The sequence below is a fragment of the Rhodococcus sp. G6(2025) genome (assembly GCF_058628105.1).
Map to the genome: position 1 here is coordinate 110,664 of NZ_CP179751.1, position 23,549 is coordinate 134,212.

At 67.1% G+C, this 23,549-nt stretch carries 27 protein-coding genes and 3 pseudogenes; 15 read left to right on the plus strand and 15 right to left on the minus strand.

The window, feature by feature from the left end; translation table 11 throughout:
• Positions 1 to 136: 136 nt before the first annotated feature.
• A complete protein-coding gene (locus tag ACLIVD_RS37485) occupies positions 137 to 508 on the plus strand; it encodes a DUF3099 domain-containing protein (protein WP_491933072.1) in 372 nt (123 codons plus the stop codon).
• On the opposite strand, the gene ACLIVD_RS37490 is transcribed toward ACLIVD_RS37485, so the two are convergent.
• From ACLIVD_RS37490 to ACLIVD_RS37500, 3 genes and pseudogenes are all read right to left on the minus strand, one after another.
• Positions 505 to 915, minus strand: a complete 411-nt coding sequence (locus ACLIVD_RS37490; RefSeq protein WP_491933073.1) for a hypothetical protein — start codon at positions 913 to 915, stop codon at positions 505 to 507. The two genes, ACLIVD_RS37485 and ACLIVD_RS37490, sit on opposite strands and share 4 nt — an antisense overlap.
• A gap of 338 nt (positions 916 to 1,253) precedes the next feature.
• Positions 1,254 to 1,423: pseudogene (locus tag ACLIVD_RS37495) on the minus strand (hemerythrin domain-containing protein); the annotation flags it as partial.
• 61 nt (positions 1,424 to 1,484) lie between these two features.
• Positions 1,485 to 1,937, minus strand: a complete 453-nt coding sequence (locus ACLIVD_RS37500) for a DUF4383 domain-containing protein (RefSeq protein WP_491933074.1) — start codon at positions 1,935 to 1,937, stop codon at positions 1,485 to 1,487.
• Between the two features lie 269 nt (positions 1,938 to 2,206).
• Between ACLIVD_RS37500 and ACLIVD_RS37505 the strand changes: the two genes are divergently transcribed.
• The 4 genes from ACLIVD_RS37505 to ACLIVD_RS37520 all read left to right on the plus strand — a co-directional run bounded on the left by ACLIVD_RS37505 (position 2,207) and on the right by ACLIVD_RS37520 (position 5,918).
• A protein-coding gene (locus tag ACLIVD_RS37505) for an IS5 family transposase (RefSeq protein WP_491933075.1) occupies positions 2,207 to 3,116 on the plus strand; the annotation gives its coding sequence in 2 pieces (ribosomal slippage) (positions 2,207 to 2,581 and positions 2,583 to 3,116; 909 coding nt in all).
• A 476-nt stretch (positions 3,117 to 3,592) separates the two neighbouring features.
• Positions 3,593 to 4,060: a WhiB family transcriptional regulator gene (locus tag ACLIVD_RS37510; protein ID WP_491933076.1), complete on the plus strand. Its 468-nt coding sequence runs from the start codon at positions 3,593 to 3,595 to the stop codon at positions 4,058 to 4,060.
• Between the two features lie 175 nt (positions 4,061 to 4,235).
• Complete coding sequence (locus ACLIVD_RS37515) at positions 4,236 to 4,448, plus strand: hypothetical protein (RefSeq protein WP_491933077.1); 213 nt, start codon at positions 4,236 to 4,238, stop codon at positions 4,446 to 4,448.
• Between the two features lie 663 nt (positions 4,449 to 5,111).
• On the plus strand, positions 5,112 to 5,918 hold the full coding sequence (locus ACLIVD_RS37520) for an MBL fold metallo-hydrolase (RefSeq protein ID WP_491933078.1): 807 nt from the start codon (positions 5,112 to 5,114) through the stop codon (positions 5,916 to 5,918).
• Between the two features lie 590 nt (positions 5,919 to 6,508).
• Here ACLIVD_RS37520 and ACLIVD_RS37525 read toward each other — a convergent pair.
• Positions 6,509 to 7,627, minus strand: coding sequence for a glycosyltransferase (locus ACLIVD_RS37525; protein WP_491933079.1), 1,119 nt, complete (start codon positions 7,625 to 7,627; stop codon positions 6,509 to 6,511).
• Between the two features lie 800 nt (positions 7,628 to 8,427).
• A complete protein-coding gene (locus tag ACLIVD_RS37530; RefSeq protein ID WP_491933080.1) occupies positions 8,428 to 8,922 on the minus strand; it encodes a hemerythrin domain-containing protein in 495 nt (164 codons plus the stop codon).
• Between the two features lie 404 nt (positions 8,923 to 9,326).
• Here ACLIVD_RS37530 and ACLIVD_RS37535 point away from each other — a divergent pair, with 404 nt between their 5' ends.
• Positions 9,327 to 10,646, plus strand: coding sequence for a UDP-glucose dehydrogenase family protein (locus ACLIVD_RS37535; RefSeq protein WP_491933081.1), 1,320 nt, complete (start codon positions 9,327 to 9,329; stop codon positions 10,644 to 10,646).
• Positions 10,647 to 10,799: 153 nt separating this feature from the next.
• Here ACLIVD_RS37535 and ACLIVD_RS37540 read toward each other — a convergent pair.
• Positions 10,800 to 11,124: pseudogene (locus ACLIVD_RS37540) on the minus strand (low affinity iron permease family protein).
• A 283-nt stretch (positions 11,125 to 11,407) separates the two neighbouring features.
• Between ACLIVD_RS37540 and ACLIVD_RS37545 the strand changes: the two are divergent.
• From ACLIVD_RS37545 to ACLIVD_RS37565, 5 genes and pseudogenes are all read left to right on the plus strand, one after another.
• A complete protein-coding gene (locus tag ACLIVD_RS37545) occupies positions 11,408 to 11,650 on the plus strand; it encodes an acyl carrier protein (RefSeq protein WP_491933082.1) in 243 nt (80 codons plus the stop codon).
• A 54-nt stretch (positions 11,651 to 11,704) separates the two neighbouring features.
• Positions 11,705 to 11,863 (plus strand): annotated as a pseudogene (locus tag ACLIVD_RS37550) (DUF6098 family protein); the annotation flags it as partial.
• A gap of 85 nt (positions 11,864 to 11,948) precedes the next feature.
• Positions 11,949 to 12,161, plus strand: coding sequence for a DUF6098 family protein (locus ACLIVD_RS37555; protein ID WP_491933083.1), 213 nt, complete (start codon positions 11,949 to 11,951; stop codon positions 12,159 to 12,161).
• 292 nt (positions 12,162 to 12,453) lie between these two features.
• The gene (locus ACLIVD_RS37560; protein ID WP_491933084.1) at positions 12,454 to 13,158 is read left to right on the plus strand and encodes an ANTAR domain-containing protein; all 705 of its coding nucleotides are present in this window, start codon (positions 12,454 to 12,456) and stop codon (positions 13,156 to 13,158) included.
• 28 nt (positions 13,159 to 13,186) lie between these two features.
• Positions 13,187 to 13,954, plus strand: coding sequence for a GAF domain-containing protein (locus ACLIVD_RS37565; RefSeq protein WP_491933085.1), 768 nt, complete (start codon positions 13,187 to 13,189; stop codon positions 13,952 to 13,954).
• Positions 13,955 to 14,006: 52 nt separating this feature from the next.
• On the opposite strand, the gene ACLIVD_RS37570 is transcribed toward ACLIVD_RS37565, so the two are convergent.
• Both ACLIVD_RS37570 and ACLIVD_RS37575 read right to left on the minus strand, forming a co-directional pair.
• On the minus strand, positions 14,007 to 14,252 hold the full coding sequence (locus ACLIVD_RS37570) for a hypothetical protein (protein WP_491933086.1): 246 nt from the start codon (positions 14,250 to 14,252) through the stop codon (positions 14,007 to 14,009).
• Positions 14,253 to 14,258: 6 nt separating this feature from the next.
• Positions 14,259 to 15,047 (minus strand): GAF and ANTAR domain-containing protein, encoded by a 789-nt coding sequence (locus ACLIVD_RS37575; RefSeq protein WP_491933087.1) that lies wholly within the window; start codon positions 15,045 to 15,047, stop codon positions 14,259 to 14,261.
• A 251-nt stretch (positions 15,048 to 15,298) separates the two neighbouring features.
• Between ACLIVD_RS37575 and ACLIVD_RS37580 the strand changes: the two genes are divergently transcribed.
• Both ACLIVD_RS37580 and ACLIVD_RS37585 read left to right on the plus strand, forming a co-directional pair.
• Positions 15,299 to 16,075, plus strand: coding sequence for an ANTAR domain-containing protein (locus ACLIVD_RS37580; protein ID WP_491933088.1), 777 nt, complete (start codon positions 15,299 to 15,301; stop codon positions 16,073 to 16,075).
• Positions 16,076 to 16,415: 340 nt separating this feature from the next.
• Positions 16,416 to 16,757: a WhiB family transcriptional regulator gene (locus ACLIVD_RS37585; RefSeq protein ID WP_491933089.1), complete on the plus strand. Its 342-nt coding sequence runs from the start codon at positions 16,416 to 16,418 to the stop codon at positions 16,755 to 16,757.
• Between the two features lie 52 nt (positions 16,758 to 16,809).
• Here ACLIVD_RS37585 and ACLIVD_RS37590 read toward each other — a convergent pair whose 3' ends face one another.
• From ACLIVD_RS37590 to ACLIVD_RS37620, 7 genes are all read right to left on the minus strand, one after another.
• A complete protein-coding gene (locus ACLIVD_RS37590) occupies positions 16,810 to 17,211 on the minus strand; it encodes a hypothetical protein (protein WP_491933090.1) in 402 nt (133 codons plus the stop codon).
• Between the two features lie 284 nt (positions 17,212 to 17,495).
• On the minus strand, positions 17,496 to 17,804 hold the full coding sequence (locus tag ACLIVD_RS37595; protein WP_005563969.1) for a hypothetical protein: 309 nt from the start codon (positions 17,802 to 17,804) through the stop codon (positions 17,496 to 17,498).
• A gap of 299 nt (positions 17,805 to 18,103) precedes the next feature.
• Positions 18,104 to 18,328, minus strand: coding sequence for a hypothetical protein (locus ACLIVD_RS37600; RefSeq protein ID WP_491933091.1), 225 nt, complete (start codon positions 18,326 to 18,328; stop codon positions 18,104 to 18,106).
• A 164-nt stretch (positions 18,329 to 18,492) separates the two neighbouring features.
• Entirely contained in the window at positions 18,493 to 19,263 is a 771-nt protein-coding gene (locus tag ACLIVD_RS37605; protein ID WP_491933092.1) for an ANTAR domain-containing response regulator, read from the minus strand.
• Between the two features lie 480 nt (positions 19,264 to 19,743).
• A complete protein-coding gene (locus ACLIVD_RS37610) occupies positions 19,744 to 20,304 on the minus strand; it encodes an STAS domain-containing protein (RefSeq protein ID WP_491933093.1) in 561 nt (186 codons plus the stop codon).
• Between the two features lie 374 nt (positions 20,305 to 20,678).
• A complete protein-coding gene (locus ACLIVD_RS37615; protein WP_491933094.1) occupies positions 20,679 to 21,008 on the minus strand; it encodes an ANTAR domain-containing protein in 330 nt (109 codons plus the stop codon).
• A 249-nt stretch (positions 21,009 to 21,257) separates the two neighbouring features.
• Entirely contained in the window at positions 21,258 to 21,401 is a 144-nt protein-coding gene (locus ACLIVD_RS37620) for a hypothetical protein (RefSeq protein WP_491933095.1), read from the minus strand.
• A gap of 465 nt (positions 21,402 to 21,866) precedes the next feature.
• On the opposite strand from ACLIVD_RS37620, the gene ACLIVD_RS37625 reads away from it, so the two are divergent.
• Both ACLIVD_RS37625 and ACLIVD_RS37630 read left to right on the plus strand, forming a co-directional pair.
• Positions 21,867 to 22,160 carry a DUF4193 domain-containing protein gene (locus ACLIVD_RS37625; RefSeq protein ID WP_491933096.1) on the plus strand — a complete coding sequence of 98 codons (294 nt, stop codon included), beginning with the start codon at positions 21,867 to 21,869 and terminating at the stop codon, positions 22,158 to 22,160.
• Positions 22,161 to 23,127: 967 nt separating this feature from the next.
• Positions 23,128 to 23,304, plus strand: coding sequence for a hypothetical protein (locus ACLIVD_RS37630; RefSeq protein ID WP_491933097.1), 177 nt, complete (start codon positions 23,128 to 23,130; stop codon positions 23,302 to 23,304).
• Positions 23,305 to 23,549: the final 245 nt, after the last annotated feature.

The window sequence follows — 23,549 nt, forward strand, 5'->3', positions numbered from 1 at the left end:
GCAGATCTCCAACTCGGCTCCCGTCGCGGTAACGCGACAATGGGACAGTTCTTACCCTGGTCGCGCTCACCCGAAACCGTCATTGCTCGGAATGTCGCGACGATTAGTTTGGGCGGACTCGGGGTACTGCGGATCCATGAAACTGCCGCCGGTCCCGCTGACCCGCACCGAGAGTGGAGGCTACGCCGAGCCCACGGTCACGGTCAGCAACCGTTGCCGGCCGATCGTGATCACCGACGCGACCGCCTCCTACGACGAGCAGTACCGTGCCCGCGTGCATCGGTACCTCCTGCTGATGACGATCCGAATACCCGCGCTCCTGGTCGCGGCACTGCTCTACGCCGTCACCGGCAACCCCTGGGGTGCGGCGATCCTGCTCATGGCGTCGATCCCGCTGCCCTGGATCGCGGTGCTCATCGCCAACGACCGCCCCGCCGTGCGCCGGCGCCCCCACCGGCCCGTTCCCGATCTCTGGCCTGCCACGACCCGGTTCAAGAGCAGCTACTAGCCCACGGCGCCCTGCGTGCGCGCACCTTCTGCGCCGCCTCGACCCTGCCGACTCCCGCTGTAGGCGCCGGCCCGCACCCAGGCGAGCCATGCGGGGCGCAGCGCCATCTCCGGCGGCCGGTGGAGCACCGGGTCGAAGCTCGGCTGCTCGTCGTCCGGCGCATCCCGGATCTGCGTCAGCATCACGTGGCCGGCCGGAGTAAACGATCCGGACTCCGATACCAGCTCCAACCGGAACCGCAGTGGCGCTTCGGTCATCGCCTGCGCAAGCGCGTGCAGCGACGTCGTTGCCGGATGCGGGCCGATCGGTGTGGCGAGCACCCACCTGGTGTCGGTTCCCCTCGACAAATAGGGCATCAGGCTGCTGTACCGGGCACTGCGCCACCCCATCGCGGGAATAGGAACCATCCGTGTCCATGCCGAGGTGCCTGCGCTGGCCAGCAGCAGATCCCACTCGTGTCGGGTGGATCGAGCGGAACCTTCAGCGCGAGCCCGAGCACGTCCGGTAACCCTGACGGTGTTCCCACTCCCCCGGACAGCCTCGCGACCGCACTGATCGGCGTTCGGACGGGCAGCGTCACCAGGCGGAGTCGAATTCGATATGCCCGGCAGTGGTGAGACCGTGCGGATGGAAGACCCGAACACCGCCCCGGACCGCGGCGGCCGCCTGAAAGGGTGCCCGGACGAGCGCACTCCGGGCACCGCCTAGCAGTTTCGTCAGTTCCCCGCCCTCCACGCGATCGTCGCTATTTGATCACCGCGTCGACGGTTCTTCAGTGCCGACGGTTGAGCGGGAGACGTGGGCGCCTTGCCCTTCAGTTCCGGCAGTCGCGCACCCAGTTTTCTGGAGTTGCTTCCGGCCCAGTTCTTCTCGGACCTTGGGGAACAACTCCTGCTCTTCCTCGTCGACATGGTGTCGCCCTTCTCGATCAGCACGACAGTCTGTCACGATCGCCCAGACCGCCCAAGAGGAAGCGTTAGCGGACGGTTCCCGGGGTCGTGCCGGGGGCCGTGGCGGCGACAGTGCGACGCCCGAGAAGCACACCGAGGGCGATCATTCCGAGACCGAGCACGAAGTGCAGCCAGTTGTCGGCGTTGTTGACCGGAACAAAGTTGGCGGCGCTGTCCATATCGATGAGCAACCCATATAGCCACAGCACCAAGTAGATGATCCCACCGCCGACGAGGAACGCTTTCGCCGTCGCCGCGGCCCTCGCCATGACCAGGCCCGCGATCCCGAACAGTAGATGAACAATATTGTGCAGGATCGAGACCTCGAAAATACCGAGGAGCTTGGCGCCGGAGTGGTGGCCGGCGAAGGTGAGCATGTCGTAGTCAGTGGTGATACCCGGTATGAAGCCGAGGATCCCGACGAGCAGGAACACCGCCCCGACCGCCACGGCAGCGATTTGGACAGGGGAACGTGTCATCGATGTCGCGGTCGAACGTTGAGTCATTGCGATCACCCTTCTTGGCGTAGATGGACGACGGGGACGGGATTGATGACCGTGGGTGCATTCGGCGGGAGTCGACGGTCGCAGTCTGCGGGCGCACACCACGCGATGCCACGTGCCGGCTTCGGGCTCCGGGTACCCGAAGCCAACTGTATCTACACCGTGCGGCGACGGGCGCGGCCCGTGAATCCGCACTAGGGTGTGTCTCCCAATGATTTGTGGTGTTGTGCTGCAGACTCTTCGGTGTGGCAGACGTTGTTGATCGGTTTGAGGTGTTGACGGACAAGCAGTGGGAGTTGCTCGAGCTGCTGTTGCCCAGTTCCGACGGGCTCCGGGGGCGGAAGTTCCGGAACAATCGTGTGGTGGTCGAGGGGATGCTGTATCGACTGCGGACCGGGTTGCCCTGGCGAGATCTCCCGTCGCATTTCGGGCCGTGGAAGACGGTGTGGAAGCGACATCGCCGCTACGCCGGAGACGGAACCTGGGATCGGGTGCTGACGGCTCTGGTCGCGATGGCCGACGCCGGCGGGAACCTGGACTGGGCGGTATCGGTCGATTCCACAGTGGTCCGTGTCCATCAGCACGGTGCGAACGCCGCCCGCCACACAGGGGGATCTACCGAATTACACGAACCTCGGTGACGAGCCTGCCGATCACGGCATCGGCCGGTCGAGGGGCGGGTTGACCAGCAAGGCGCACCTGGCGTGCGACGGTCACGGGCGCCCACTGTCGGTGCTGGTCGGCCCCGGCCAAGCCGGTGACAGTCCGATGTTCGCCCACGTACTGGAGGGAATCTGCGTCCCGCGGCTCGCCGGCGGAGCGCACCGCACGCGCCCCGACGAGGTCCGGGCCGACAAGGCGTACTCATCACGGGCCAACCGGGAACTGCTGCGCAGCAGAGGCATCAAGGCGGTAATCCCCGAGAAGACCGATCAGGCAGCGAACCGGGTGAACAAGGGCCGCTCGGGTGGGCGGCCACCGAACTTCGACCCGGAGTCCTACAAGGGGCGCAACGTGGTCGAACGGGCCTTCAACAAGGCGAAACAGTGGCGTGCGGTGGCCACCCGCTACGACAAACTCGCCCTCACCTACCGCGCCGGATTCCTGCTCGCCGGCATCGTCGAGTGGCTCAAACTATTAGGAGACATGTCCTAGTGTGAACCCGTTAATGTGACGCCGCTTACTCTTCCCCGACTCCATTGAATCCTCAACCAGCGTGTCGTTACCCTGATATCACGCCCTTACGCCAGCACTTTCCGCAGGCGACGAGGACAGGGAAGCATCCCCCGGACACGACGCCTTCCCATTCACCGATGTCGAGAACAGGCATCAGCGCATCGGCACTGCCATCCCGCTTCCGAACGTGGTGCCGATAGGCCGTCATCCCCGCCGTCGTCGCGTCACCGCCTGACCGCGGCCTTCTCCAGAGGCCGAGGAAACCCGGAAACGTGTCGAATAGGACTGTCGAGCAGCATGTCTCGGATACGTCGCTGCGCATACCAGTTTTCCAACCTTCACTACGAGGAGGCAGCCCACCCGCGTCTTCACATCAGACGGACCGGCACGAAGCGTGCATCTACTCGCCGGCCGCTCCCCTTTCCCGCACCCGGCACACCCGACTGCATAGTCCAATGTCCTCTTTTCGAAAGCGACTCATCCCACTCGTGTCTGATCTTCCGCACCTCCGCATCCACGCCGACGGGAACTGGCAGGACCTCGCATCGTGCCGCGGTACCGATACCGACCTGTTCTTCTCCCCCGACTGGGAACGCGGGAACGTCCGTGCCCGCCGCGAACACGCCGCCAAACAGATCTGCCGCGACTGTCCCGTGCTGACCGAATGCCGCACCCACGCCTTGTCCGCCGCCGAACCGTATGGCATCTGGGGCGGCATGTCCGAGACCGACCGCGCCCGCCACCGACGACGACGCACCCGCCCTGACAGCACACCCGTCCTGAACCACCCGCATCGTGTTCGAGCAGGTGACGGGCACCACGAACAAGGCGCCGACGCCCTGCTCGCCGGAACCTCGGCACCATCGACCATAGGGAACCTTCTCGCCGCACCCGCCCGAACCACCAAATGGACCCACCGATGACCACACCCACGCCGCGCCCTCTAACCACCGCAGTGTCCACCGCGTAGATCAGACACCACCTCGACCGCACCACACCCGATCACACACCCCCCGCCCGGCCTCGATGACCGACCCCACGACCGCGGTCCGAAACCCGAGGTAGGCAGGCGCCGATGAATGACATGTGCAGGCACCGATGAATGCCGATCCCGCCTTCGAGGATTCCGCCGACCGCTGCGCGGACGCGCTCCCCCGCAGCCGCTTCCTCACCGACCGCTACCTGCGGTCGGTCGACGCCGACGGCCTCGCGGTCATGATCTTCCCGGACCCGACCCCCCACGACCTCGTCTACGCCACCGACGAGAGAGAGCGCCGAGAAAATCGACGAACTCCAGCTCACCCTCGGTGAGGGACCCTGCCTCGAATCACACCAATTCCAGGCACCACACCTGATCGACGGCCTCACCGAACCCACCGCGGCTACCCGGTGGCCGATCTTCGTCACCGAAAGTCTCCACCCTCGGTGTCCGCGTCATCTACGCCTGCCCCTGTCCACCCGCCAGGACGGGCCGGTCGGAGTCTTCGAACTCGACCGCACCCACCCCCGACCTCACCCACGCCAAGTACCGATCCGCGCAGCGCTACGCCGCCGCCCGCGCACCGACCCTGGTCACCAATCTCCACACCCGCACCGCGACCCCCTGGCGCGATGACCACCACCTGTTCCGCCATAGCAACATCTCCGTCGCCGCCCGCCTGACCGCCCACCGTCTCGACACCCCCGCCGCGGAGGCACTCCTACGCTTACGCGCCGCGGCCTACGTCGACAACCGCGCCATCACCGACCTCGCCGACGACATCGTTGCAGGACATCGTTGCAGGACATCGTTGCAGGTCACCGCACCCTCCGACCAGCACACGAAAACACCGGCACAGCGGGCAGACCCGCACCGGCCGACCGCGGGGCAGGGACCAGAGCTGCACCCCTTCGGTGGTGTTCGTGTCGGCCGTCGGCGTTCGGGTACTCGGACCACACCCCACCCCAACCTGTTCCCTGCTCCCGGGAGGCCCGATGGACACAACCTTCACCTTCATCGGCAACGCCACCGCCCTCATCCGGCATGGCGAGATCACCGTCCTGACCGATCCGAACTTCCTCCACCAAGGACAACGCGCCTACCTCGGATACGGACTCGTCTCCCGGCGCCTGCGCGAACCCGCGATACGCATCGACGAACTACCGCCGATCGACGTGATCGTCTTGTCCCACCTGCACGGTGACCACTGGGATCGCACCGCACAGCACAACCTCGACCACGACATCCCGGTGGCCACCACCCCACACGCCGCGAAGAAACTCGTCAAACGCGGATTCGGTCGCGCCCACGGCCTCTACACCTGGTCGACCCACGAGATCCTGAAAAGTGGTACTCGACTGACGATTACCTCCCTGCCCGGCCGGCACGCACCCGGTTGGACGCGGCGGCTGCTTCCCCCGGTGATGGGGACGATGCTCGAGTTCGGACCTGAAACAGGAGCTGCGGAACGTCGCCTTTACCTCTCCGGCGACACCCTCGTCGTCGACGACCTCACCGCCATTCCGCAACGCTTCCCCGACATCGACACCGGTGTGCTGCACCTCGGCGGCACCCGCTTACCCGCCGGGCCCGCGCTGCCGTTCGGTCTCACCGTGACCATGGACGGTCGCCGCGGTGCCGACGCCGTCGAACTCATGGACCTGCCCCGGGTCATTCCCGTCCACTACGACGACTACACCGTGTTCGCCTCACCACTGTCCGACTTCGCCCGCGAACTTGACCGACGCGGATTGAGCGGGCGGATGATCCACGTTGACCGCGGCACCACCATCACCCTCTGACCACAACACAGCGACCCTCCACCCTGTCCTCCCCCGTGTGGGCCTGACATACGTGCGCAGTGTCGTGTCGACCTCTACGGCCCTCGGCGGCGAGCACAATAACCACGGGTTCCCGGACCGACGAACGCCAACCTCAGTGGAAGCGCAGACTTACTGGGCGCCACATAATCCCTTCGCCGGCGCGGACGGAGTCAGGCACCTCCGATCGCGAACCACCTCCGCCGGATTCCCACCCAGCAAGTACGGTCGTTTCCGTGCGTCGCTTCGACGGCGGTGCCCACCTCGTTCACGGGGCCGAGACCATCTAGGAGCAGCGAGCACCACAATCGCCAGTCGACGCGGGCATGGTCCTCTACAGTGAACCCTATGGCGGAGTTCCGGATCGCCGTGGAACCTGATGGCTTCGTGACCGCCAACACGCCTCATCTCCTCTTACACGCGGTCCCGCAGCGAGACAACGACTTCGTCCTCGCATCAACCCAACGGAGGGACGTACCGTTCGCTTGTGCCCGCAGCCCTCGGCGGTCGAACACCGCTGTCCAGAGGCGCTGGCGTCGCTGGGCGCCCGTGCCCGCGGGTGCGGATGCCGATCACACGGTGGAGCTGGGATATCGGGACGACTGCCCGTTGCGGTGCGCCCGCGACAGTCGCCGGTAGACGTCGATGTAGGCGTCAACCATGACACCGTCGGAACAATGTGACCCGGCCCGGGCGCGCGCCGCCGCACGGGACAGTCCCACAGTCTCCGGGATCGCTCGCACCAGGGCATCCAGGTCATCGGGTGGGACCAGCCGACCACAGTCCTCGGTCAGCACCTCCGGGATCCCGCCCCGAGCGAACGCGACCACGGGGGTGCCGCAGGCGAGTGCTTCGGCGACGACCAGGCCGTAGGGCTCGTCCCATACCGGTGTCACCAGCGCCGCCGCGGACCCGCCGATCGCCTCGGCCAGTGCGGGCTGCTCGAGGTGCCCGAGATACGTGATGCCGGAGCCGAGATGGGGGCTGATGGACCGGACGAAATAGTCCGTGTCGCTGATCGGGCCGGCCAGCACCAGAGGGTATCCGGCGCGCCGCGCAGCAGCGATCGCGAGGTGGGCACCCTTCTCGGGCACCAGACGGCCGAACCAGATCAGACGCCCGCTGCCGGCGCCGACCGGCCACGCGGCGAGGTCGACCCCGTTGGGAATGACCTCGATATCGCCGACCACATGCGCCCACGCGGCGGCGGTGTGTGCGCTCACCGCCGCGAAATGGGCACCCTGCCCGCGGCTGACCGCGATGGCCGACTCCAGCCACGGGGTCGGCGGGGTGTGCAGCGTGCACAGAATCGGGGTGGGGACGGTGTCCGCCATGGCCACCGGCAGGTAATGCAGGCTGTGGTTGTGGATCACGTCGAACGCCCCCGCCAACGGGCCTGCGAGGGTGAGCATCAGCTGCAGATACGCGTGATGCTCGGCCATGAACCGGGTCGACGGCATCGATGAATCCGCCCGTGCCGCCGCGCTTATCTCCAGTGTCCGGACCTCGAGATGCGCACAATCGAGCGCCGGATCCGAGCCCGGACCGGCGAACAACGTCACCCGATGCCCGCCCGCAGACAAGGCACGCGCCAACCACCACACATGCGACTCGAGGCCGCCGGCAAAAGGCTGCCGGATCGGGAAAAGGCACGAGGCGAGCAGCGCGATACGCAGCGGCGACCCGCTCACGACAGTGCCCGTCGGCGCCGACGAATCACAACGGACCCTGCATCTCCGGTGACCGCCACCCTCCGGGCACCGTCGGCCCATCGACCGGCACCGGGCCCAGAAGCCGGACACGGTCATCGTCGTCGAATTCGGAGGGACACCGAACAGTCACATCCGACGCCGAAGCCACTCGGATCATCTGCACACCCTCTCGCCGAAGAAATGCTGTCGTCACGTTCAGCACTCCTACCTACACTCCCGAACGGAACGTCGCCTCTGACGGTGCGGAACCTCTCCCAGCGTGCGACCACAAGCCGTCCGCTTCTCGACGCGTGCCCGAAACGGAATCCGCCCAAACGGGTGCTCCCTCGGATGCACGCGCTGTCCCGATCCGCGGCATCCGGGATCGCCTCCGTGGCGAACGGTAGCCGCGCCTGCTCGTCTCGATACGCCGCGTTCAATCTGTGGTGACGAGCTGTTGCGCCGCGAAAGCGTCACCGCTTCGACAGCATGAGTTCGAAGCGGTGGCGCTGCTCGCGCAGCGGCATGCACGATCTGCAGTCGAGCCGAAGTGGTGTAGCCGACCGCGGCTACCTTCGACCGCGGCTACCTTCTTGGTTCCTTAGATTCCATGTCTACGAGCCGAGACGGCCGGGAACACTCTCCCGCGCGGATATCAGCGCGCGCCTGCTGGACCGGTAACACCGTCCCAGCGTCGTGGCGTCCCGCCACCGCAGCGGAGTTGGGCGGAATTACGCTGCCGCGTAGGCACACCCACGCCGTTCGGTGGTTCAGTAACGCGCTGCTGCCGGGCAGCGACGTCAGTCGATGACCGCGTCCACCGCCTTCTTCAGAGCGGAAGGCTGCGCCGGTGAGGTCGGCGCCTTCTCCTTCAGTTCGAGCAATCCGGCACCGATCTCCTGCAGCTTCTTGCGTCCCAGATGCTCACGCACCTGCGGGAACCACTCGTCTTCTTCTTCCTGAATATGGTGCTCGACGTTCTCGATCAGCACGGTCGTCTTGGCGTCAAATCTCTCGTCCTCCGGGGACATCGCCGCCAGTTCAGAGACCAGGACGTCGGCGACATGGTGTTCCTCGTAGGACTCGAGCACATCGTCCTCCAATTCGGGAACCAGGTCGCGGACCTTCGGATACATTCCTTCATTCTCGATGTAGGTGTGGACGGTCAACACCTCGATGATCTTGCCGACAACCTCACCCTTCTTCGCGCCTTCTCCGGCACTGCGGAACGCACGGAACAACTTACGGATTTCTTTGTGATCGTTCTTCAAGATCACGATGGCATCGGACGACATGAGATCCCTCGATGAAATCGGGCCCGATTCCGGGCTGATGGGCGCCAGACGTTAGTACCCCAAGTCGCACGAGAGGAAACCGTGCGGCAACACCACACAAGCCAGTCGGGGGCGGGAAACCGCCTGTTCGACCGCCGCGTACGATCGCCCGTGCCCGTCTCCGGCCGGCAGGGCGATGCCAGCGGGCCGGTGTCGGCTCGTTTTGGCTTCGGCGGGGTGGGGCACACGCGGTGCATGACGTCGTTGTGGCGAGACCACCAAAGGGCCTCTCTCCCCGATAGTGACCACGGCGTCACGACGTCACGCGCTCACGCCGCACTCGGGTGTCGGGCGGACCGGTCACGTCGAACTCCACCCGAGCCCGCGCAACGGCGAGGCACATTCCTGCGGAACGGTAGGTAACGATGAGGATCGCAGTGTTCGGTGCCGGATACCTCGGTGCCACTCACGCCGCCTGTATGGCCGAACTCGGGCACGACGTGTTGGGGGTCGACGTCGACCCGGCGAAGCTGGCGACACTCGAAGCCGGCGAGGTGCCGTTCTACGAACCCGGACTCGAGGACGTGCTCCGCCGCAACGTCGCCACCGGGCGGCTGCGCTTCACCTCCTCGTATGAGCAGGCCGCCGCGTTCACCGCGGTGCATTTCCTCTGCGTCGGCACCCCGCAGAAGAAGGGTGAGTACGCCGCCGACCTCGTGTACGTCGACACGGTCATCGACACCCTCGCGCCCCTGATCACCGGTCCCGCGGTGCTCTTCGGCAAATCAACCGTGCCGGTCGGGACCGCCCAGCGGCTCGGCGCCCGTGCACGAGAGCTCTCACCCGCCGGAGCCGAACTGGAGGTGGCGTGGAACCCGGAGTTCCTGCGAGAGGGATTCGCCGTCCAGGACACCCTGCATCCCAACCGGCTGGTGCTCGGCATCGACCGCCACCGACTCGGCCGCGCAGAAGAAGTGGCACGCGGGGTGTACGCGCAGCTGCTGGCCGCGGACGTCCCCTTCCTCGTCACCGATCTGGCCACCGCCGAGTTGGTGAAGACGGCGGCCAACGCCTTCCTCGCCACGAAAGTCTCGTTCATCAACGCCATCTCCGAGGTATGCGAGGCCGCCGGCGCCGACGTCACCGTGCTCGCCGACGCGCTCGGATACGACGCCCGCATCGGGCGCCGCTTCCTCAATGCCGGAATCGGGTTCGGCGGCGGCTGCCTGCCGAAGGACATCAGAGCGTTCATGGCCCGGGCCGGCGAACTCGGCGCCGACCAGGCACTCACCTTCCTCCGCGAGGTCGACAACATCAACATGCGACGTCGTACCCGCACGGTCGAACTTGTCCGGCACACCTGCGGCTCCCTCCTCGGTGTGCGGGTCGCGGTCCTGGGTGCAGCATTCAAGCCGGACTCCGACGACGTCCGCGATTCGCCCGCGCTGAACATTGCCGGACAGATTCAGCTGCAGGGCGCGTCCGTGAACGTCTACGACCCGAAGGCGATGGACAATTCGCGCGTGCTGTTCCCGACGCTGGGATACGCACCGACCGCTTCGGACGCGTGCCAGGGCGCCGATGTGGTCCTGGTGCTCACCGAGTGGTCGGAGTTCTGCAAACTGCAACCGGGCGACCTGGATGCGGTCGTGCGCAACAAGGTGCTTGTCGACGGCCGCAATTGCCTCGATCCCCAGCAGTGGCGCCGCGCGGGATGGACCTATCAAGGGCTCGGACGACCATGACACCAATCCGGTCACCCCGGACTTTTGCACACACGTGCGGTTGGCGTCTCGGTGCCCGGCGCCTTTCTTGGTGGTGCCGAACGCAACCCGATTGCCACTGACATGTTCAGGTGTTACCCGCAAGCCGGTGCCGTGACACCAACCGATGGTGCCTCAGGCGCTTTCGTGGTCTTCGAGTCCGACCGGCGTCACGCAGTTCGTCCCGGTGCCGGGACAGTGCGGGTTTGTCGGTCGCGAGTTCGCCCATCAGGTCGCTCAGTGCGTCGGCGATCGCGTTGAGCTTGTGCCGGGCGTCGTCGGCCCGCTACTGAGTGTTCTGCAGCAACGCGACCAGCAGGAACGTGACGATCGTGGTCAGGGTGTTGATGAACAGTCGCCAGGAATCGATGTTGCTGATCACCAGAAACGACGGCGCCCACACCAGCACCAGGAGAACACACAACGCGAAGAACCACGCATGGTGACTTCCTTTTCGCACATGCTCCCTATCCCCTACCCCAGCACGGCAACTCTCAACCGGACATCGAGGCGTGACCGAGGCGGAGATGCCTGGCCGAAGGGCTTTTCGGGGGACAGTGACCAACCGGGCTCCGTCACTTCGGGGTCCGGAACCGGCGACGGTGACGTGCCAGGGGTACCTACCCGAACCCTGCGCGCCGACACCCGCCCGGTGCATGGGCAGGACCTGTTTCGGGCCTGGCCACCCCAGGTACTCGACACAGACCGCCCACACTCTCTGCAGACCTGCGAAGGGAATCATCATGGCTACCGGAGAAACCGGCTTCGACGACGTCAGCTTCGATCTCATCTCCGTCCAGTACCACTCACTCAAAGCCGGCCACGACTACGGCCAATATGTGCGTGACGCGAGGAACGCCGACCGTGACGACATCGCGTCGTTCTTCGAGCAGGTGATGGCCGAGGACGCCGACCGCGCCCGCCGCTGCCACGCCTTGCTCAAAGAGCTGTCGGGTTCGGCGGATGCCGGTCCGGCGATGACCTGACCTCGTCGGCGCCGGTCCCGAAGCCGAAACTCCGTATTGCTGAGGAAGTCTCCGATGTTCCACTCGCCCGACGACACCGTGGTTGTCGGCGACGACGTTTTGCCGGTCATCACTGCTCTCGCCGAGCTGACCGACATCGTCGCCGACGACCCGCAGGTGTATTTGCGCCACTCGAAGAGTCCGCGCGTCGACGCCGAGAAGGGCCCGTCCCGGGACTATGAAGCGCATCTGACGTTGCCGGGTCTGTCGGAGACCACGATCTCCCCGGAGCCGTTGCGACCGCCCGGTCGAAGAGTGGGTGGCCCGGCGGATTCACAGGCACGCCGAACTCGCCGCGGAAGACGGCTGCTTCGCCTGGCTGCTGAAGGGGACCGTGGTGGGCCGGCGTCCGGACCACGAACCGTTGCTGACCGATATCGAGCCGCTGGCCCGGCTGGATCGGAAGGTCCTCGACGAGGCCGCGCTGGTCTACCGGGAACGATTCGACCTGGGCCGGGAGTCCACCAGCTGACACGACGACACTCGTGGCTGTCGTCGCAGGAAAACAGGGAACAGCATCGTTTGAAACGACACCGGTCGCCGGACGGCTGCACCAGCTGTTGGATGTGAACTGATGCAGCCTCGACGGCTCTGATGCTCCGGAACACCGAAGCTGTCTGGAGGGTCGGGTACCCGGATTCTGAGGGGGCAAATCGCACTCGCGGTGTGCGTGCCGTATCAGCGAGTTTCGGTGGCGCAGGAGATGCCGCCGGGCTCGTAGAGTGAGAACCATGGGGCGGGTTCGGCGATAGAGGATGTGATTTGTGGAGGATCGGCGGCGGTCGCTGTGGCATGCCGTCGCGGACGCCACGGGCAGCCCGGGACAGTCTGGGTGGGCGCAATCGGTATGCCGCAACGGTGTTGCGGTGCTGCCGGGGGTCGATGCCGCGGCGGTGACGCTGCGCGCGACCGAGACCGCCCAGGACCTGCTCGGTGCCAGCGATGACTGGGCGCGGGCGCTCGAGGATCAGCAGTACACCCTCGGCGAGGGACCGGGGGTGGCGGCCTTCCGCACCGGGGAACCGGTGCTGGTGGGCAGCCTGGACGCTGCGGACCGTTCCTGGCCGGCGTTCACCGATGCCGCGCAAACGTTGGGGATGGGCGCGGCGTTCGCGTTCCCATTGCAGTTCGGTGCCATCGCGCTCGGCACCCTGGATCTGTATCGGCGCGCCCCCGGGATGCTGGCGGGCCGGGCGATGGCGGACGCCGCGGCGTTGGCGGACCTGATCACCCTGGCACTGCTCGGGAGGGAGCAGGCGCACAGGGGCGGGCAGGACTGGTTCTCCGGCGCGGGCTCGTACCACGACGTCAACATCGCCACCGGGATGCTGGCCGCACGCCTGGGGATCAGCCTAGGCGATGCCTTCGCCCGGTTGCGTGGGCATGCCTTCCTGCTCGACCGCACAGTGCTGGAACTCGCCCGGGACGTGATCGCCCACCGCATCGACGTCGACGACCTCGGCGAGTGAGACCATGGAAGCCAGGAGGCGAACCCACATGTCGCAGAAGAGCCCGGACCCGGGGGTCAGGGTGATCGACGCACTGTCGGAGATCGCCGGAGCGCTGGTCGACAGTCAGCAGGACGTGGGGGCGGTGCTCTTCCGGAGCACCACGATCGGGGTGGAGTTGTTGTCGGCGGCCGCGGTCGGGATCATGATCGTCGATCCGCGCGGCGGGTTCGGGGTGGTCGCCGCCTCCGACGAACGGGCCCGGTTGGTGGAGTTGCTGCAGACCCAGACCGAGAGTGGCCCGTGTCCGCAGTGCATCCGCACCGGGGAGGTGCTCGCGGTTCCGGATCTGGCGGTCGATCCCGACCGGTGGCCGGAGTTCGCCGCTGTTGCCCGCGACATCGGATATCGTGCGGTGCTCGCGATCCCGATGGTCCTCGACGGCCGCACCGTCGGCGGCCTCAACGTCCTCTACAGCCAGCCCACCGTCTTCGACCAGGAAGATCGTCGGCTCGGCGGTCTGCTCGCCGCCCTGATCGTGCTCGAGCTCACCCGAGACGAAGAGGACGACCGGGCCGGCCGGCTGGCGGAGCGGACGCTGGTGCTGCTCAACGACCGGGTGCATGCCGGGCAGGCCACCGGTTTCGTCGCCGGCACCCTGGACGTCTCACCGGCTCGGGCCCGCGGATTGCTCGACGACTACAGCCGTCTGCACGCGGTGCCGCTGCGGCAACTCGCACGCCGGATCACCGACGGCACTGTGCATCCCATCGAGCTGACCGAGACCGGCACTCTCGAGGCCGGGAGCGGGAAGTAACACCACCACACCGCCGACGGCCCTCAAGTCCGATGCACGTCCTGAGCTGACTTTACGGCCAGTCCGGATCGGACCGGCCGTGCGCGGCGGCGTCGACCTGACCGCGCAACCGATCGGATTCGGCGGTGCTGGTTGACCCCACGCAGTCGGAGTCGAACTCACCGGTGGCCTGCTCGGTGGACAGCCCACCCCACTGCCGCAGAATGCCGATGCTCTCCGCCCGGGCGGCCCGCAACTCGACAGATCGGCGCAGCCGCAGGGCGGCGGCACGCAGTGAGAGTTCGACGGGGCCGGACACGACGGGTCACCGTCCTCTCGTCATCGGCCGCGGACCGGGACAGGGATCGGGATCGGGACGGGGACCAGGCCCTCGACCCGGCCCTCGACCTGGACCTCGACCGGGGTCGGGACCGGGGCCGAGGTGGACGATCCGTTCCGCGACCTTGGCGACCGGGGTGTTCGAGTCCTGGGACAGGGTCACGAGGATCTGGAATGCCTGGTCCGCGCAGACCGAGAAGCGTTCCATCAGCATGCCCTTGGCCTGCCCGATCAGATCACGGCTGACCAGCGCGGACCGGAACTGCGACTCCCGTTGGCCGGCGGTGACCGCGATCGCGGCATGGGCGGCGAGGACTTCGCCGATGGTGACCGATTCGTCGTCGAACGCGTGCGCGGTCGTGGCCAGCACATTCAGGGCGCCGGTGGTTGCGGTGTGGGTGTAGAGCCGAAACGAGACGATGCTGTACACGCCGGCACGTAGCGCTTGCGGGGTGAACCGCGGCCACCGCACCTCGACGGTGAGGTCGTCGCTGCGGGTGACGAACCCGTCCACCGCGGCGTCGACGCACGGACCCTCCCCGAATCGGGCCTGCACCCTGTCGAGATCGGCCGGCAACGCCGACGTGGCGGCATGGGACTCGTAGTGGTGCCGTCCGGCGATGGTCAAAATGTCGGCGCTGTCCGCGCCCGGGATCAGGTCCACCGCGGCCTGGGTCACCGCACACAGGGTGCTGTTCAGGTCGCTCGGCGCGGTCCAGGAGCGGGCCAGATCGGCCATCAACACCCCGAGACGATCGTGATCGACATCGGTCACCGGTGCACCGCCCTTTCGCGTTGCCGGCGTCGGCGCCTGGGACATAGCAACGCTTCAGATTGTGCTGGGGCCACGCGAAATCACCGGAGGCATCTTCTCTCGCCTCACCTCGAACACTACGCCCCGACACCCACCGCAAACCGGCCCCAAGGGTCGGTAAAATGGGTTCGTTTACCGCGGTAGAGAAGCCTGCCCACCCCCAGCGGCAGGTGAGGTGTGCCTGACGCGTGTTTGCCAGGAGGAGATCACCGATGTCCCACCAAACCTTCTCGCCCGACAATGACCTCGACGTCATCGCCCGGGTCGACGCCGTCGCCTCCGCCCTGGATCAGTTGCGCGTACGCTTCAGCGTCGCCGACCCGCCCACCACCCCCGTCGCCGACCAGCCCACCACCTCGTTCCTCGAGCAGTTGTGCCGGTGGGCCGTCGACACCATTCCCGGCGCGCACATGGCCGGCATCACCCTTGTCCATCCGGACGGCCCCGCGACCACCCCGGCGTGCACCGACCCCCGGGTCGTCGACATCGACGCCGACCAGTACCGGACCGGGCAGGGACCGTGCCTCGAAGCCGCCGCCACCCGCACGGTCGTCAGGGTGAAACTCGACGAGTTGCCGGAACGCTGGCCTGATTTCGCCGCCGCGGTTCGTGGTCTCGGAGTGCGCAGTTACCTGTCCGCGCCGCTGCGCCTGGCCGAGGATCATATCGGTGCCCTCAACCTCTACAGCATCGACGGCCACGGCTTCAGCGACCTCGACGCCGCCCTGCTGACGATCTACACCACCGTCGGGGAAACCATCATCAGCCTCTCCCGCGACCTCGACCGCGCCCGCCACGACCTGTCCGGCGTGAAAACCGCCATGGAGAACCGGGGCGTCATCGAACAGGCCAAAGGCGCCCTCATGGCCTCCCGCGGGATCGACGAGGACACCGCCTTCGCGTCCCTCGTCGACGCCTCCCAACGCGAAAACGTCAAACTCGCCGCCGTCGCCCACCGGATCGTCACCTCACTCGACCGCCATTCCTGAAAATCGCTCCCCGACTGTCCCGACCATGCCGTGTGAGCCGACCCGGTGCCGTAAGACCCCACGGGAGCTTGGAATCCGTGCCGCGTGTCGAGGGCCCCCTCTCGAACAGCGACATCGCTTGACGCTCGATTCGACACACGCGGTGGGTGTACTGGCGGGGACGAACAGTCGTCTGCCACCCCTGGGAAAGCGGCAGCTCGGCAGGCTTCTATCATCGGAATCTGCAGGTTGAGAGAGCAGCCCTGGTAATTCTTCGCCCCGGCGGAACGAGTCCAGGTTTGATCGCCACACGTCACCCTGCGTCGGTTCCCCGGGATGTCCGTCCGGAGGCCCCCTTCCCATGGCATCGCTACCGTGCCCTGTTCCACCGACCATGCACCCCGAGGGTCGCGATCCCCGGCGCACCGACCCCCACGGTCCGCTCGTCGCCGAGTGGGGTGCCCGGGCAGCATGCCGAGGCGTCGACGCTGCGATCTTCTTTTCCCCCGACAAGGAACGCGGACGCGACCGCGCCCGCCGGGACGCCGAAGCGAAGCGGCTCTGCGCGAGCTGCCCGGCGCTCGCACCCTGCCGCAACTACGCCCTGTCCGCTCCCGAACCGTACGGCACCTGGGGCGGGATGAGCGAGACCGAGCGACGCCGATACGCCCGCCAGCAGCGGCGTGCCGCGAGCATGCAGTAGTCCCGCAGCGGCCGACGACCGGGGACGCGAAACCCGCGTACGCGCACACGGCCTACGGGCTCAGTGGTACGCCGGTGACGAGGAGGAGGATCGGCGCCCGACCACGACGGGGTGGTCGGCGCCGCGGTCGTCGGGTACTGGTGGCGATCGCGGTGCCGGCAACGGCCGTGACGTCGCGGGACGAGGGCAGCACAGTCGGGTCGCTCTCGGTCCCGGCGCCCGCTCCCACCGCGAGTGGCAGCCCGGCCCCGGCCGCGCCGCCGCCGATGATCAGCTTCGAACCGATCGCCCCGGCACTTGCGATTGTCGCGCCGAACGTGACGCACCGCGCAGACGTGGGCAACGGCGGCGGGAACGGCAGCCAGGGCGGCGGCAACGACGGTCCGGGCCACCGGAAGCAAGGAACCACCAATGGGGCAACGGCAGTGGCGGCGGCGGGAACTGAGCGGATCATTTACGGTGCTCGCTGGCCATCACCAGGAATCGACTGCGCCGCTTCCGCGGAGTGCGGGGATCATTAATGACAGGAGGGAACCTTTGGTGCGATGGTCACTTCGGTGGACCCATAAGGATGTGTCAGCATGGCGATCGTGACGTGATCGCCTTGGCGCGTCGTTCAACCCGAGCTCCAATGCCGTTGGAACTACGCACGATTGAAGCGGATGCGCCGTGCCGGCCGAGGTCGACGGCGACTCGGTGTGCGTGGGTCCCGCGAATCGGCGTGGAGCGGCGCCGAGATCAGGAGAAAACTGCGTCGCCGATATCCCGGTGCACGAGTTCGAACCATGCACTGGTTCCGCCGCGAACGTGCGGATCCGGGTAACACAGGGCCAGGCGTTGCCCGTCGAACGCGGTGAACCATTCGTACCAGGAAATGTGCTCGAGTCCCGCGGTGCCTTGGCCCGGCACGTCGATGCGCAGAACTCCGGCGCTGTTGGCGGTCGCCGTGTTCGTCATCCTCGCCGGTGCGCCGTGGTGCGCCTCGACCCAACGGCGGATCTCGTCATGGTCTGTGGTGATGTGGCGGTGTGCGCTCTGCATGGTCATCGGATCAGTTTCTCGGTCGCAGTCAGCCCTGAGCTGGGTGTTTCTTTTGGAGGAGATCCCGGATTACCCACAACCGCGACAGATGAATCGAACACCAGCTCAGGGCCCGGCATGGGGGCGAGTCGAGGGTTCCGCGGTCGAGGAGCCACAGGGCATGCTCGGCGGGGTTGTTGCGCCAGCGGTAGATCACCCCGTCGGCGCCCGGGTCGGCGCCCAGGGTTGGGGACGCCGCGGTCCCAGCCGACCACCGTTCCCGACAGGGCCAGAGCCGAACGCACCACACGGACGGGAGAACAGTCTCAGCCCTCGTCTGGTGGGGTGGGTTCGATGTCACCGTCGTCGACGAAGACCAGAGTGCCGTCATCCGCGGCGACGGCCCACCGGCGCACCGGCGCCCACTCGGGACCGGCACCGGTGCCCGCCTCGGCTGCGTAGTCGTCGACCACCACACCGGACATCCAGGCTGACCAGGCGCCGCTACCTGCCCGTACCCGGACCCGTGCACCCGGCCACGATCGGGCCACGAGCCTCCTTCGGCGTTTCGGGCAGGGAGATGATTGTGGGATGATTGTGGTATCCCCACCCCGAGGCCTCCTCGCACAGCCCCGCCGACGGGTGGACACGTGCGACGAACCATTTCCCCACCGACGAGGGGCAGTGTGTATCCACCAACTCGCTGGGCGATGATCTAGGGATCGGGGGCAGTGAGGGAGGCGATCAGCGTCTGGGCGACACGGTGCAGCTTGGTGCCGGTCCGCTGCGAGATCTCCACCAGCCGGGAGAACGCCTCATCGGCGGTGATGTGGTGCATCGCCATCAGCATGCCCTTGGCCTGGTCGATCTCGGCCCTAGACATCAGCGCCGCCTCGAGTTGCCCGACCGTCGCCGCCGCGCTGTGCCAGCGACGGCTGTTGCTGATCGCCGCCGACGCCGCCGTCGTCAGCAGGCGCATCAGCTTCTCGTCGAACGGGTCGAACGCCTCCGCCCGGTAGCTGTAGACGTTGAACGACCCGACCAGCTCCCCCGGTCCGTCGCCGTCGACGATCACCGGAACCGACAGATACGCGCGGATCCCCGCCAGCTTCGCGGCCGTATCGAATTCGGGCCACTGATCGGTATGTTCCCCGATCACCGCGCGGACCGGTGCGCGGCTGTGGGCGGCTTCGAGGCACGGTCCCCGGTTTGCCGCGTACTGCTGCGCGTCAATGTCCAGCACGGTGTCGTCGGTGGCCACGATCGTGACCGGATCCGGGGTGTCGATCCGTGTCACGCTGACCGCGTCCGCATCGAGCAGGGCGATCACCGCCGTGCGGGCTAGTCGGCCCAACACCGCCTCGAGGGTTTCCTCCGCGGCGGTCGCCGACCGCAACTGGTCCAACGCCTCGGTGACGGTGTCCAACGCGACACCGACCGTCTCCATCGACACAGACCCGGCGCCGTTCGCACCCAGCTCACCCATCACGACCAGGCCTCCAACCCACTCAACCCCGTCTCCCCTGAGTATCCCCCTCCACGCATACTCCGCGAAGTCAGGTGCCCAGCTAGAGCCGTCGACGAGCGACCGTGGTCATCCGCTCGACCAGCACCGGCCGCAGCGGGGCCGGCGCAGCGACGTCGAGGTACCCGACCAGTGTCCGGAAGAACGCCGTGGTGTCCATCCCGAAATCGGCCCCTGATGACCTCGGCCGGGCCGCCGCCGCGGGCGCACCACCGCAATGCGAACGCCACCATCCGACTCAACTCGGTCGAATCCGCGGTCACCACCGCCCCTGGCGGTGCTGTGCACCGGTTGCCGCCCCACGGGTCCAGGCCGCCAAGACCTGCCGCGAACACGATTGCCCGGTGCCGGCGGCATCGCCGGCGACGGCCACCGGGTCGAGGTGGGCACTCCGTCGGGTGGATCCGCCGGCAGCCGGCACAGTGGATCGGCACGGTGCTCTCATCCGGCAGCGCTCAACCCTTCCGGGCGGCCGGCGCCGACGGCGAGGGCTGCGAGAGAGCCGTTCGACGAACCCGACCGGCCTGGGATCGGGAACGACGGATCCCTTCTGCCGGCGTGCCGTTGGGGTGCGCGGGCCGCCAGAAATGCCTCGGCGACGGTGGCGAAGCAGGGCACCGCCGCACCGAGGCCGATCCTCCTCAGCATCGAGCGCACCTCCGCCGATGCCGCCACGGTCAGGCGGCACCGCTGCGCCGACAGATCGGTCGCGGTGTCGTGCAACGCGGCGAACCCGGGGCAGCCGAGAAACGGAACATCCAACAGGTCGACGACGACACTGTGACCGGTCAGCACCGATTCGTCCAGGCACGCCGACAGCCCCGGTGCGGTTCCGGCGTCCACGTTCCCGGCCACCCGGATCACCACCGGACCGCCGGGTGGCTCGTCGATGTCGATGCGGAACTCGGTGGCCCCCGACGCGGTGGCGTTCGGCCGCCAGGTGTCCGTCAACCAGGACTGCACCTGCTCCGGTGAGTCGACGACGGAATGGAAGTAGGTCATGAGGTTTCCTCCGGGGTGGAACCGGCCCGAAAACCCAAAAAAGGCCGAGAATCTAGCCGGTGACGGACAAAAATGCCTGCCGGGCTGTGTACTCAACCTCTGCCCTCAACGATAACGCCCATTGCCCAGGAAGCAACCCACATCCCGGGACACGGCATACCGCCGACCCACCATCCCGGCCGCTGCCGGAGATCCTCATCGCAGGCACGTCCGAGCAGTGGTTTTACCCCACGGCGGACGGGGTCGCCGTCACACAGGTTCCACCCCGTCGGGCGGCCCGGCTCGGGTCGAGATCCGTTGGGGTGATTCGATGTTCGATCAGTGTCGAACCGAACGGACCCTCGACACCAGCGAGGCATGCGCCCGCTACGGCGTCAGCTCGCGTGCGCGTGCCGGTGCGAAGGGAGTTGGGCGAGGAGCTGCTCCCATTCGTCGAACCGGACCGCCTCCGGTGTGCGCCGACCGGGCGAAGCCCCGGCGGCGAGGTCGACCAGATGCCGGGCAGCACCGACCACGGTCAGGTGATGGCGGCGGGAGACGTCGAGGAGTTCGTCGAAAGCCTGGGCGTCGCTGCAGCGGCGGGCGGCCATCAGGATGCCCTTCGCGGTGGCGAGAAGTTCGCGACCGTCGGGGCGGCGCCGGGGCATCAGGCGCGTGGGGGCGGGAATCGGGGTCAGGGGTGATTCTGCGGTGTCCTCGAACATGTGGTGTGTCCTTTGCTCTCCTACGTCGGCCGGGAGGTGCCGGTGTGCCAACAACCACTCCCGAACGGACGCGAAAATGTGAGTCACGTCACTGCCGATGCCCGATAGTTCTAGCACACGCCCGCCGGGCCCGCGATCCGCACACCCGCCCAAGTACCGGTATCGGTCGCCGTCCCCGCAGGTCACGGCGTGTTCCTGTCAACCATGAAGCATCGCCGCGGAACGAGGGCGGCGGCGGGTCGCCGGTGGTCAGGTGGGTAGGGACGAGAGGACGGTCAGCGCGCTGAGGGCGAGCGTGACGATCAGCCCTCCGGTGATCGCCCCGCCGCTGCCCGCGCCGAGAACCAGGGGTCGTCCATCACGAGGAGCGCCCTCCGGGTCGTCTGCGGTCATCAAATTTCTCCTTGGTTCCTGGCTCGTCACGGCGAACTTATCTGCATCTCAGGATATAGATTTTTTACCTTCTCGGCGTCGGAAATTCAAGCCGAAACGCACGATCACCGACTCGACGCGCACAGCCCCGATCGGCGTGGCACGATCCCCGCCTGCCCCACATCCCCCACATGAAGCTCGGCTGCCATTCGCACGAATGACGCGGGTGAAAGCGGGACCTCGGCGAGAACACTTCTCCGGAGTGGGGTTCAGCCGAGAGGGTCCACCCGCCCCTCCTCCGAAATGTCCAGATCCCCTGCCAGAAAACGACAATCGAAAGATCGGCAAACTCCGAACGGACCCGAATCACGATCCCACCCCGGAAATGCGGACGCTACAGCACGCCCGGACCCCGGGCACCGGGTCACCTCACCGGACCCTCTAATGTGACGGGTCCGAACACGCAGAGCTTGAAGGAAAACCACCATGGCCACCGATTACGACGCCCCCAGAGTCGGCGAATCCGACGACACGGCGGACACGTCCCTCGAACAGCTGACCGCCAGCCGGAAAGACATCCAGTCCCCCGTCGTGGACGTCGAAGACACCGACACCGCCGAGTCCTTCGAACTGCCCGGCGCCGACCTGTCCGGTGAAGAACTCACCGTCCGCGTCCTCCCGAAGCAGGCGGATGAATTCACCTGCACCAGTTGTTTTCTGGTCCACCACCGCAGCCGCCTCGCCGACCCAGCGCAGCTGATCTGCCGGGACTGCACCTAACCGAACACCGGAAGCCACCGGCTACCTCGGATGGCCCTGGGCTCCTCGCCGCCGCACGAGCATCCCGCATCCCAACATCTCGGGGCGGGACCCGCCCGCGGGCGGCGGTGTGCCGCCGTCAATCTCCCCGGTGCCGGCCGGGTGTGGGCCACGGCCCCATCCCGATCACGTTCCGGGATGGGGCCGTGGAAACTCGGATCGACGGGCAGGTCCTCGGTGTAGACGAAGGTCAGTCGCCCGTCGTCGACCGCGATTCCCCACCGATGCACCGGCGCCCACACGTGCCCACCACCGCCAGGGTCGGTCACTGCCGCGTCGTCCGCGATGATCTCCCCGATGATGTCGGCCGCGGCGCTCCTGCGAACCAGCTCCCGGACCGGCCGTCAACGGCATGATCCCCGGCAACAGGAACCCCACATCTCGTCGACCCGCTGCTCGAGATCCACGCGATGGGTCGGGACCTGGGCACGGCCCGATGCCGGAGGAGCAGGCCGCTCGCGCGCCCCCGGTGAACGCGCCGAAGACGAACCGCGCGAGCGTCGGCGGGCCGCGGGTCCAGCTCAGCAAGATCACCCCACCAAGGCAGTCCCCACCGTGTCCCTCGCCCAAGGGCGGCGACACCGGCACGATGCGGATCAACCTCAACTGAACCCGCGGCCGGCGCGGACTCCTCGGCAACGGCGCAATCGACCTCGAACTCGCCTGCCTCTACCAACTCAACAACGGGTCCAAAGGCGTCGTCCAAGCACTCGGCAACGCATTCGGCGACCTGCACTACCCGACCTACATCGCCCTCGACGGCGACGACCGCTCCGGCACCAACACCGGCGGCGAGAACCTCCACATCAACCTCGCCCACCTCGCCGACTTCAAACGCATCCTCATCTTCGCCTACATCTACGACGGCACCCCGAACTGGTCCGCCGCCGACGGCGTGGTCACCTTGTACCCACCCCACGGCCCCCAAGTGGAAGTACGCCTCGACTCGCCCGACAACCGCGCCCGATCCTGCGCCATCGCCCTGCTGAAGAACGAGAAGAACGAATTCACCGCCATACGAGAAGTGCGATACATCAACGGAACCCAATCCGAAATCTCCAAAGCCTACCGCTCGGGAATGAAATGGACCGCCGGCCGCAAATGACCGCACCCGAGTGGCCCGACCGAGGGGTGATCGCCGCCGGACGTACGACCCCCATCCGACGACCACACCACGATGTCAGCGCGAGTGCCGGGAATCGACCACCGACTGAACCGAAGCTGATCGGCCTCGCCTGACCGCAAGAAGAGACCACACAGCGACACACCGTCCGGGCAAATCGGCCACCGATAGTGGCCGTTTCGGTACGGGAGACAGTTCTCGGCACCGACACTCACCCAGCAGGTGCC

Bases quoted from the DNA above. Each gene is read 5' to 3' on its own strand.
- ACLIVD_RS37530 (WP_491933080.1), bottom strand. From the start codon at position 8,922: ATGTCGTCCGATGCCATCGTGATCTTGAAGAACGATCACAAAGAAATC.
- ACLIVD_RS37510 (WP_491933076.1), top strand. From the start codon at position 3,593: ATGTCCTCTTTTCGAAAGCGACTCATCCCACTCGTGTCTGATCTTCCG.
- ACLIVD_RS37590 (WP_491933090.1), bottom strand. From the start codon at position 17,211: ATGATCCGCTCAGTTCCCGCCGCCGCCACTGCCGTTGCCCCATTGGTG.
- ACLIVD_RS37515 (WP_491933077.1), top strand. From the start codon at position 4,236: ATGAATGCCGATCCCGCCTTCGAGGATTCCGCCGACCGCTGCGCGGAC.
- ACLIVD_RS37615 (WP_491933094.1), bottom strand. From the start codon at position 21,008: ATGTTCGAGGACACCGCAGAATCACCCCTGACCCCGATTCCCGCCCCC.
- ACLIVD_RS37500 (WP_491933074.1), bottom strand. From the start codon at position 1,937: ATGACACGTTCCCCTGTCCAAATCGCTGCCGTGGCGGTCGGGGCGGTG.
- ACLIVD_RS37585 (WP_491933089.1), top strand. From the start codon at position 16,416: ATGGCATCGCTACCGTGCCCTGTTCCACCGACCATGCACCCCGAGGGT.
- ACLIVD_RS37565 (WP_491933085.1), top strand. From the start codon at position 13,187: ATGTCGCAGAAGAGCCCGGACCCGGGGGTCAGGGTGATCGACGCACTG.
- ACLIVD_RS37595 (WP_005563969.1), bottom strand. From the start codon at position 17,804: ATGACCATGCAGAGCGCACACCGCCACATCACCACAGACCATGACGAG.
- ACLIVD_RS37605 (WP_491933092.1), bottom strand. From the start codon at position 19,263: ATGGGTGAGCTGGGTGCGAACGGCGCCGGGTCTGTGTCGATGGAGACG.
- ACLIVD_RS37490 (WP_491933073.1), bottom strand. From the start codon at position 915: ATGGTTCCTATTCCCGCGATGGGGTGGCGCAGTGCCCGGTACAGCAGC.
- ACLIVD_RS37520 (WP_491933078.1), top strand. From the start codon at position 5,112: ATGGACACAACCTTCACCTTCATCGGCAACGCCACCGCCCTCATCCGG.
- ACLIVD_RS37535 (WP_491933081.1), top strand. From the start codon at position 9,327: ATGAGGATCGCAGTGTTCGGTGCCGGATACCTCGGTGCCACTCACGCC.
- ACLIVD_RS37610 (WP_491933093.1), bottom strand. From the start codon at position 20,304: ATGACCTACTTCCATTCCGTCGTCGACTCACCGGAGCAGGTGCAGTCC.
- ACLIVD_RS37620 (WP_491933095.1), bottom strand. From the start codon at position 21,401: ATGACCGCAGACGACCCGGAGGGCGCTCCTCGTGATGGACGACCCCTG.
- ACLIVD_RS37625 (WP_491933096.1), top strand. From the start codon at position 21,867: ATGGCCACCGATTACGACGCCCCCAGAGTCGGCGAATCCGACGACACG.
- ACLIVD_RS37580 (WP_491933088.1), top strand. From the start codon at position 15,299: ATGTCCCACCAAACCTTCTCGCCCGACAATGACCTCGACGTCATCGCC.
- ACLIVD_RS37545 (WP_491933082.1), top strand. From the start codon at position 11,408: ATGGCTACCGGAGAAACCGGCTTCGACGACGTCAGCTTCGATCTCATC.
- ACLIVD_RS37485 (WP_491933072.1), top strand. From the start codon at position 137: ATGAAACTGCCGCCGGTCCCGCTGACCCGCACCGAGAGTGGAGGCTAC.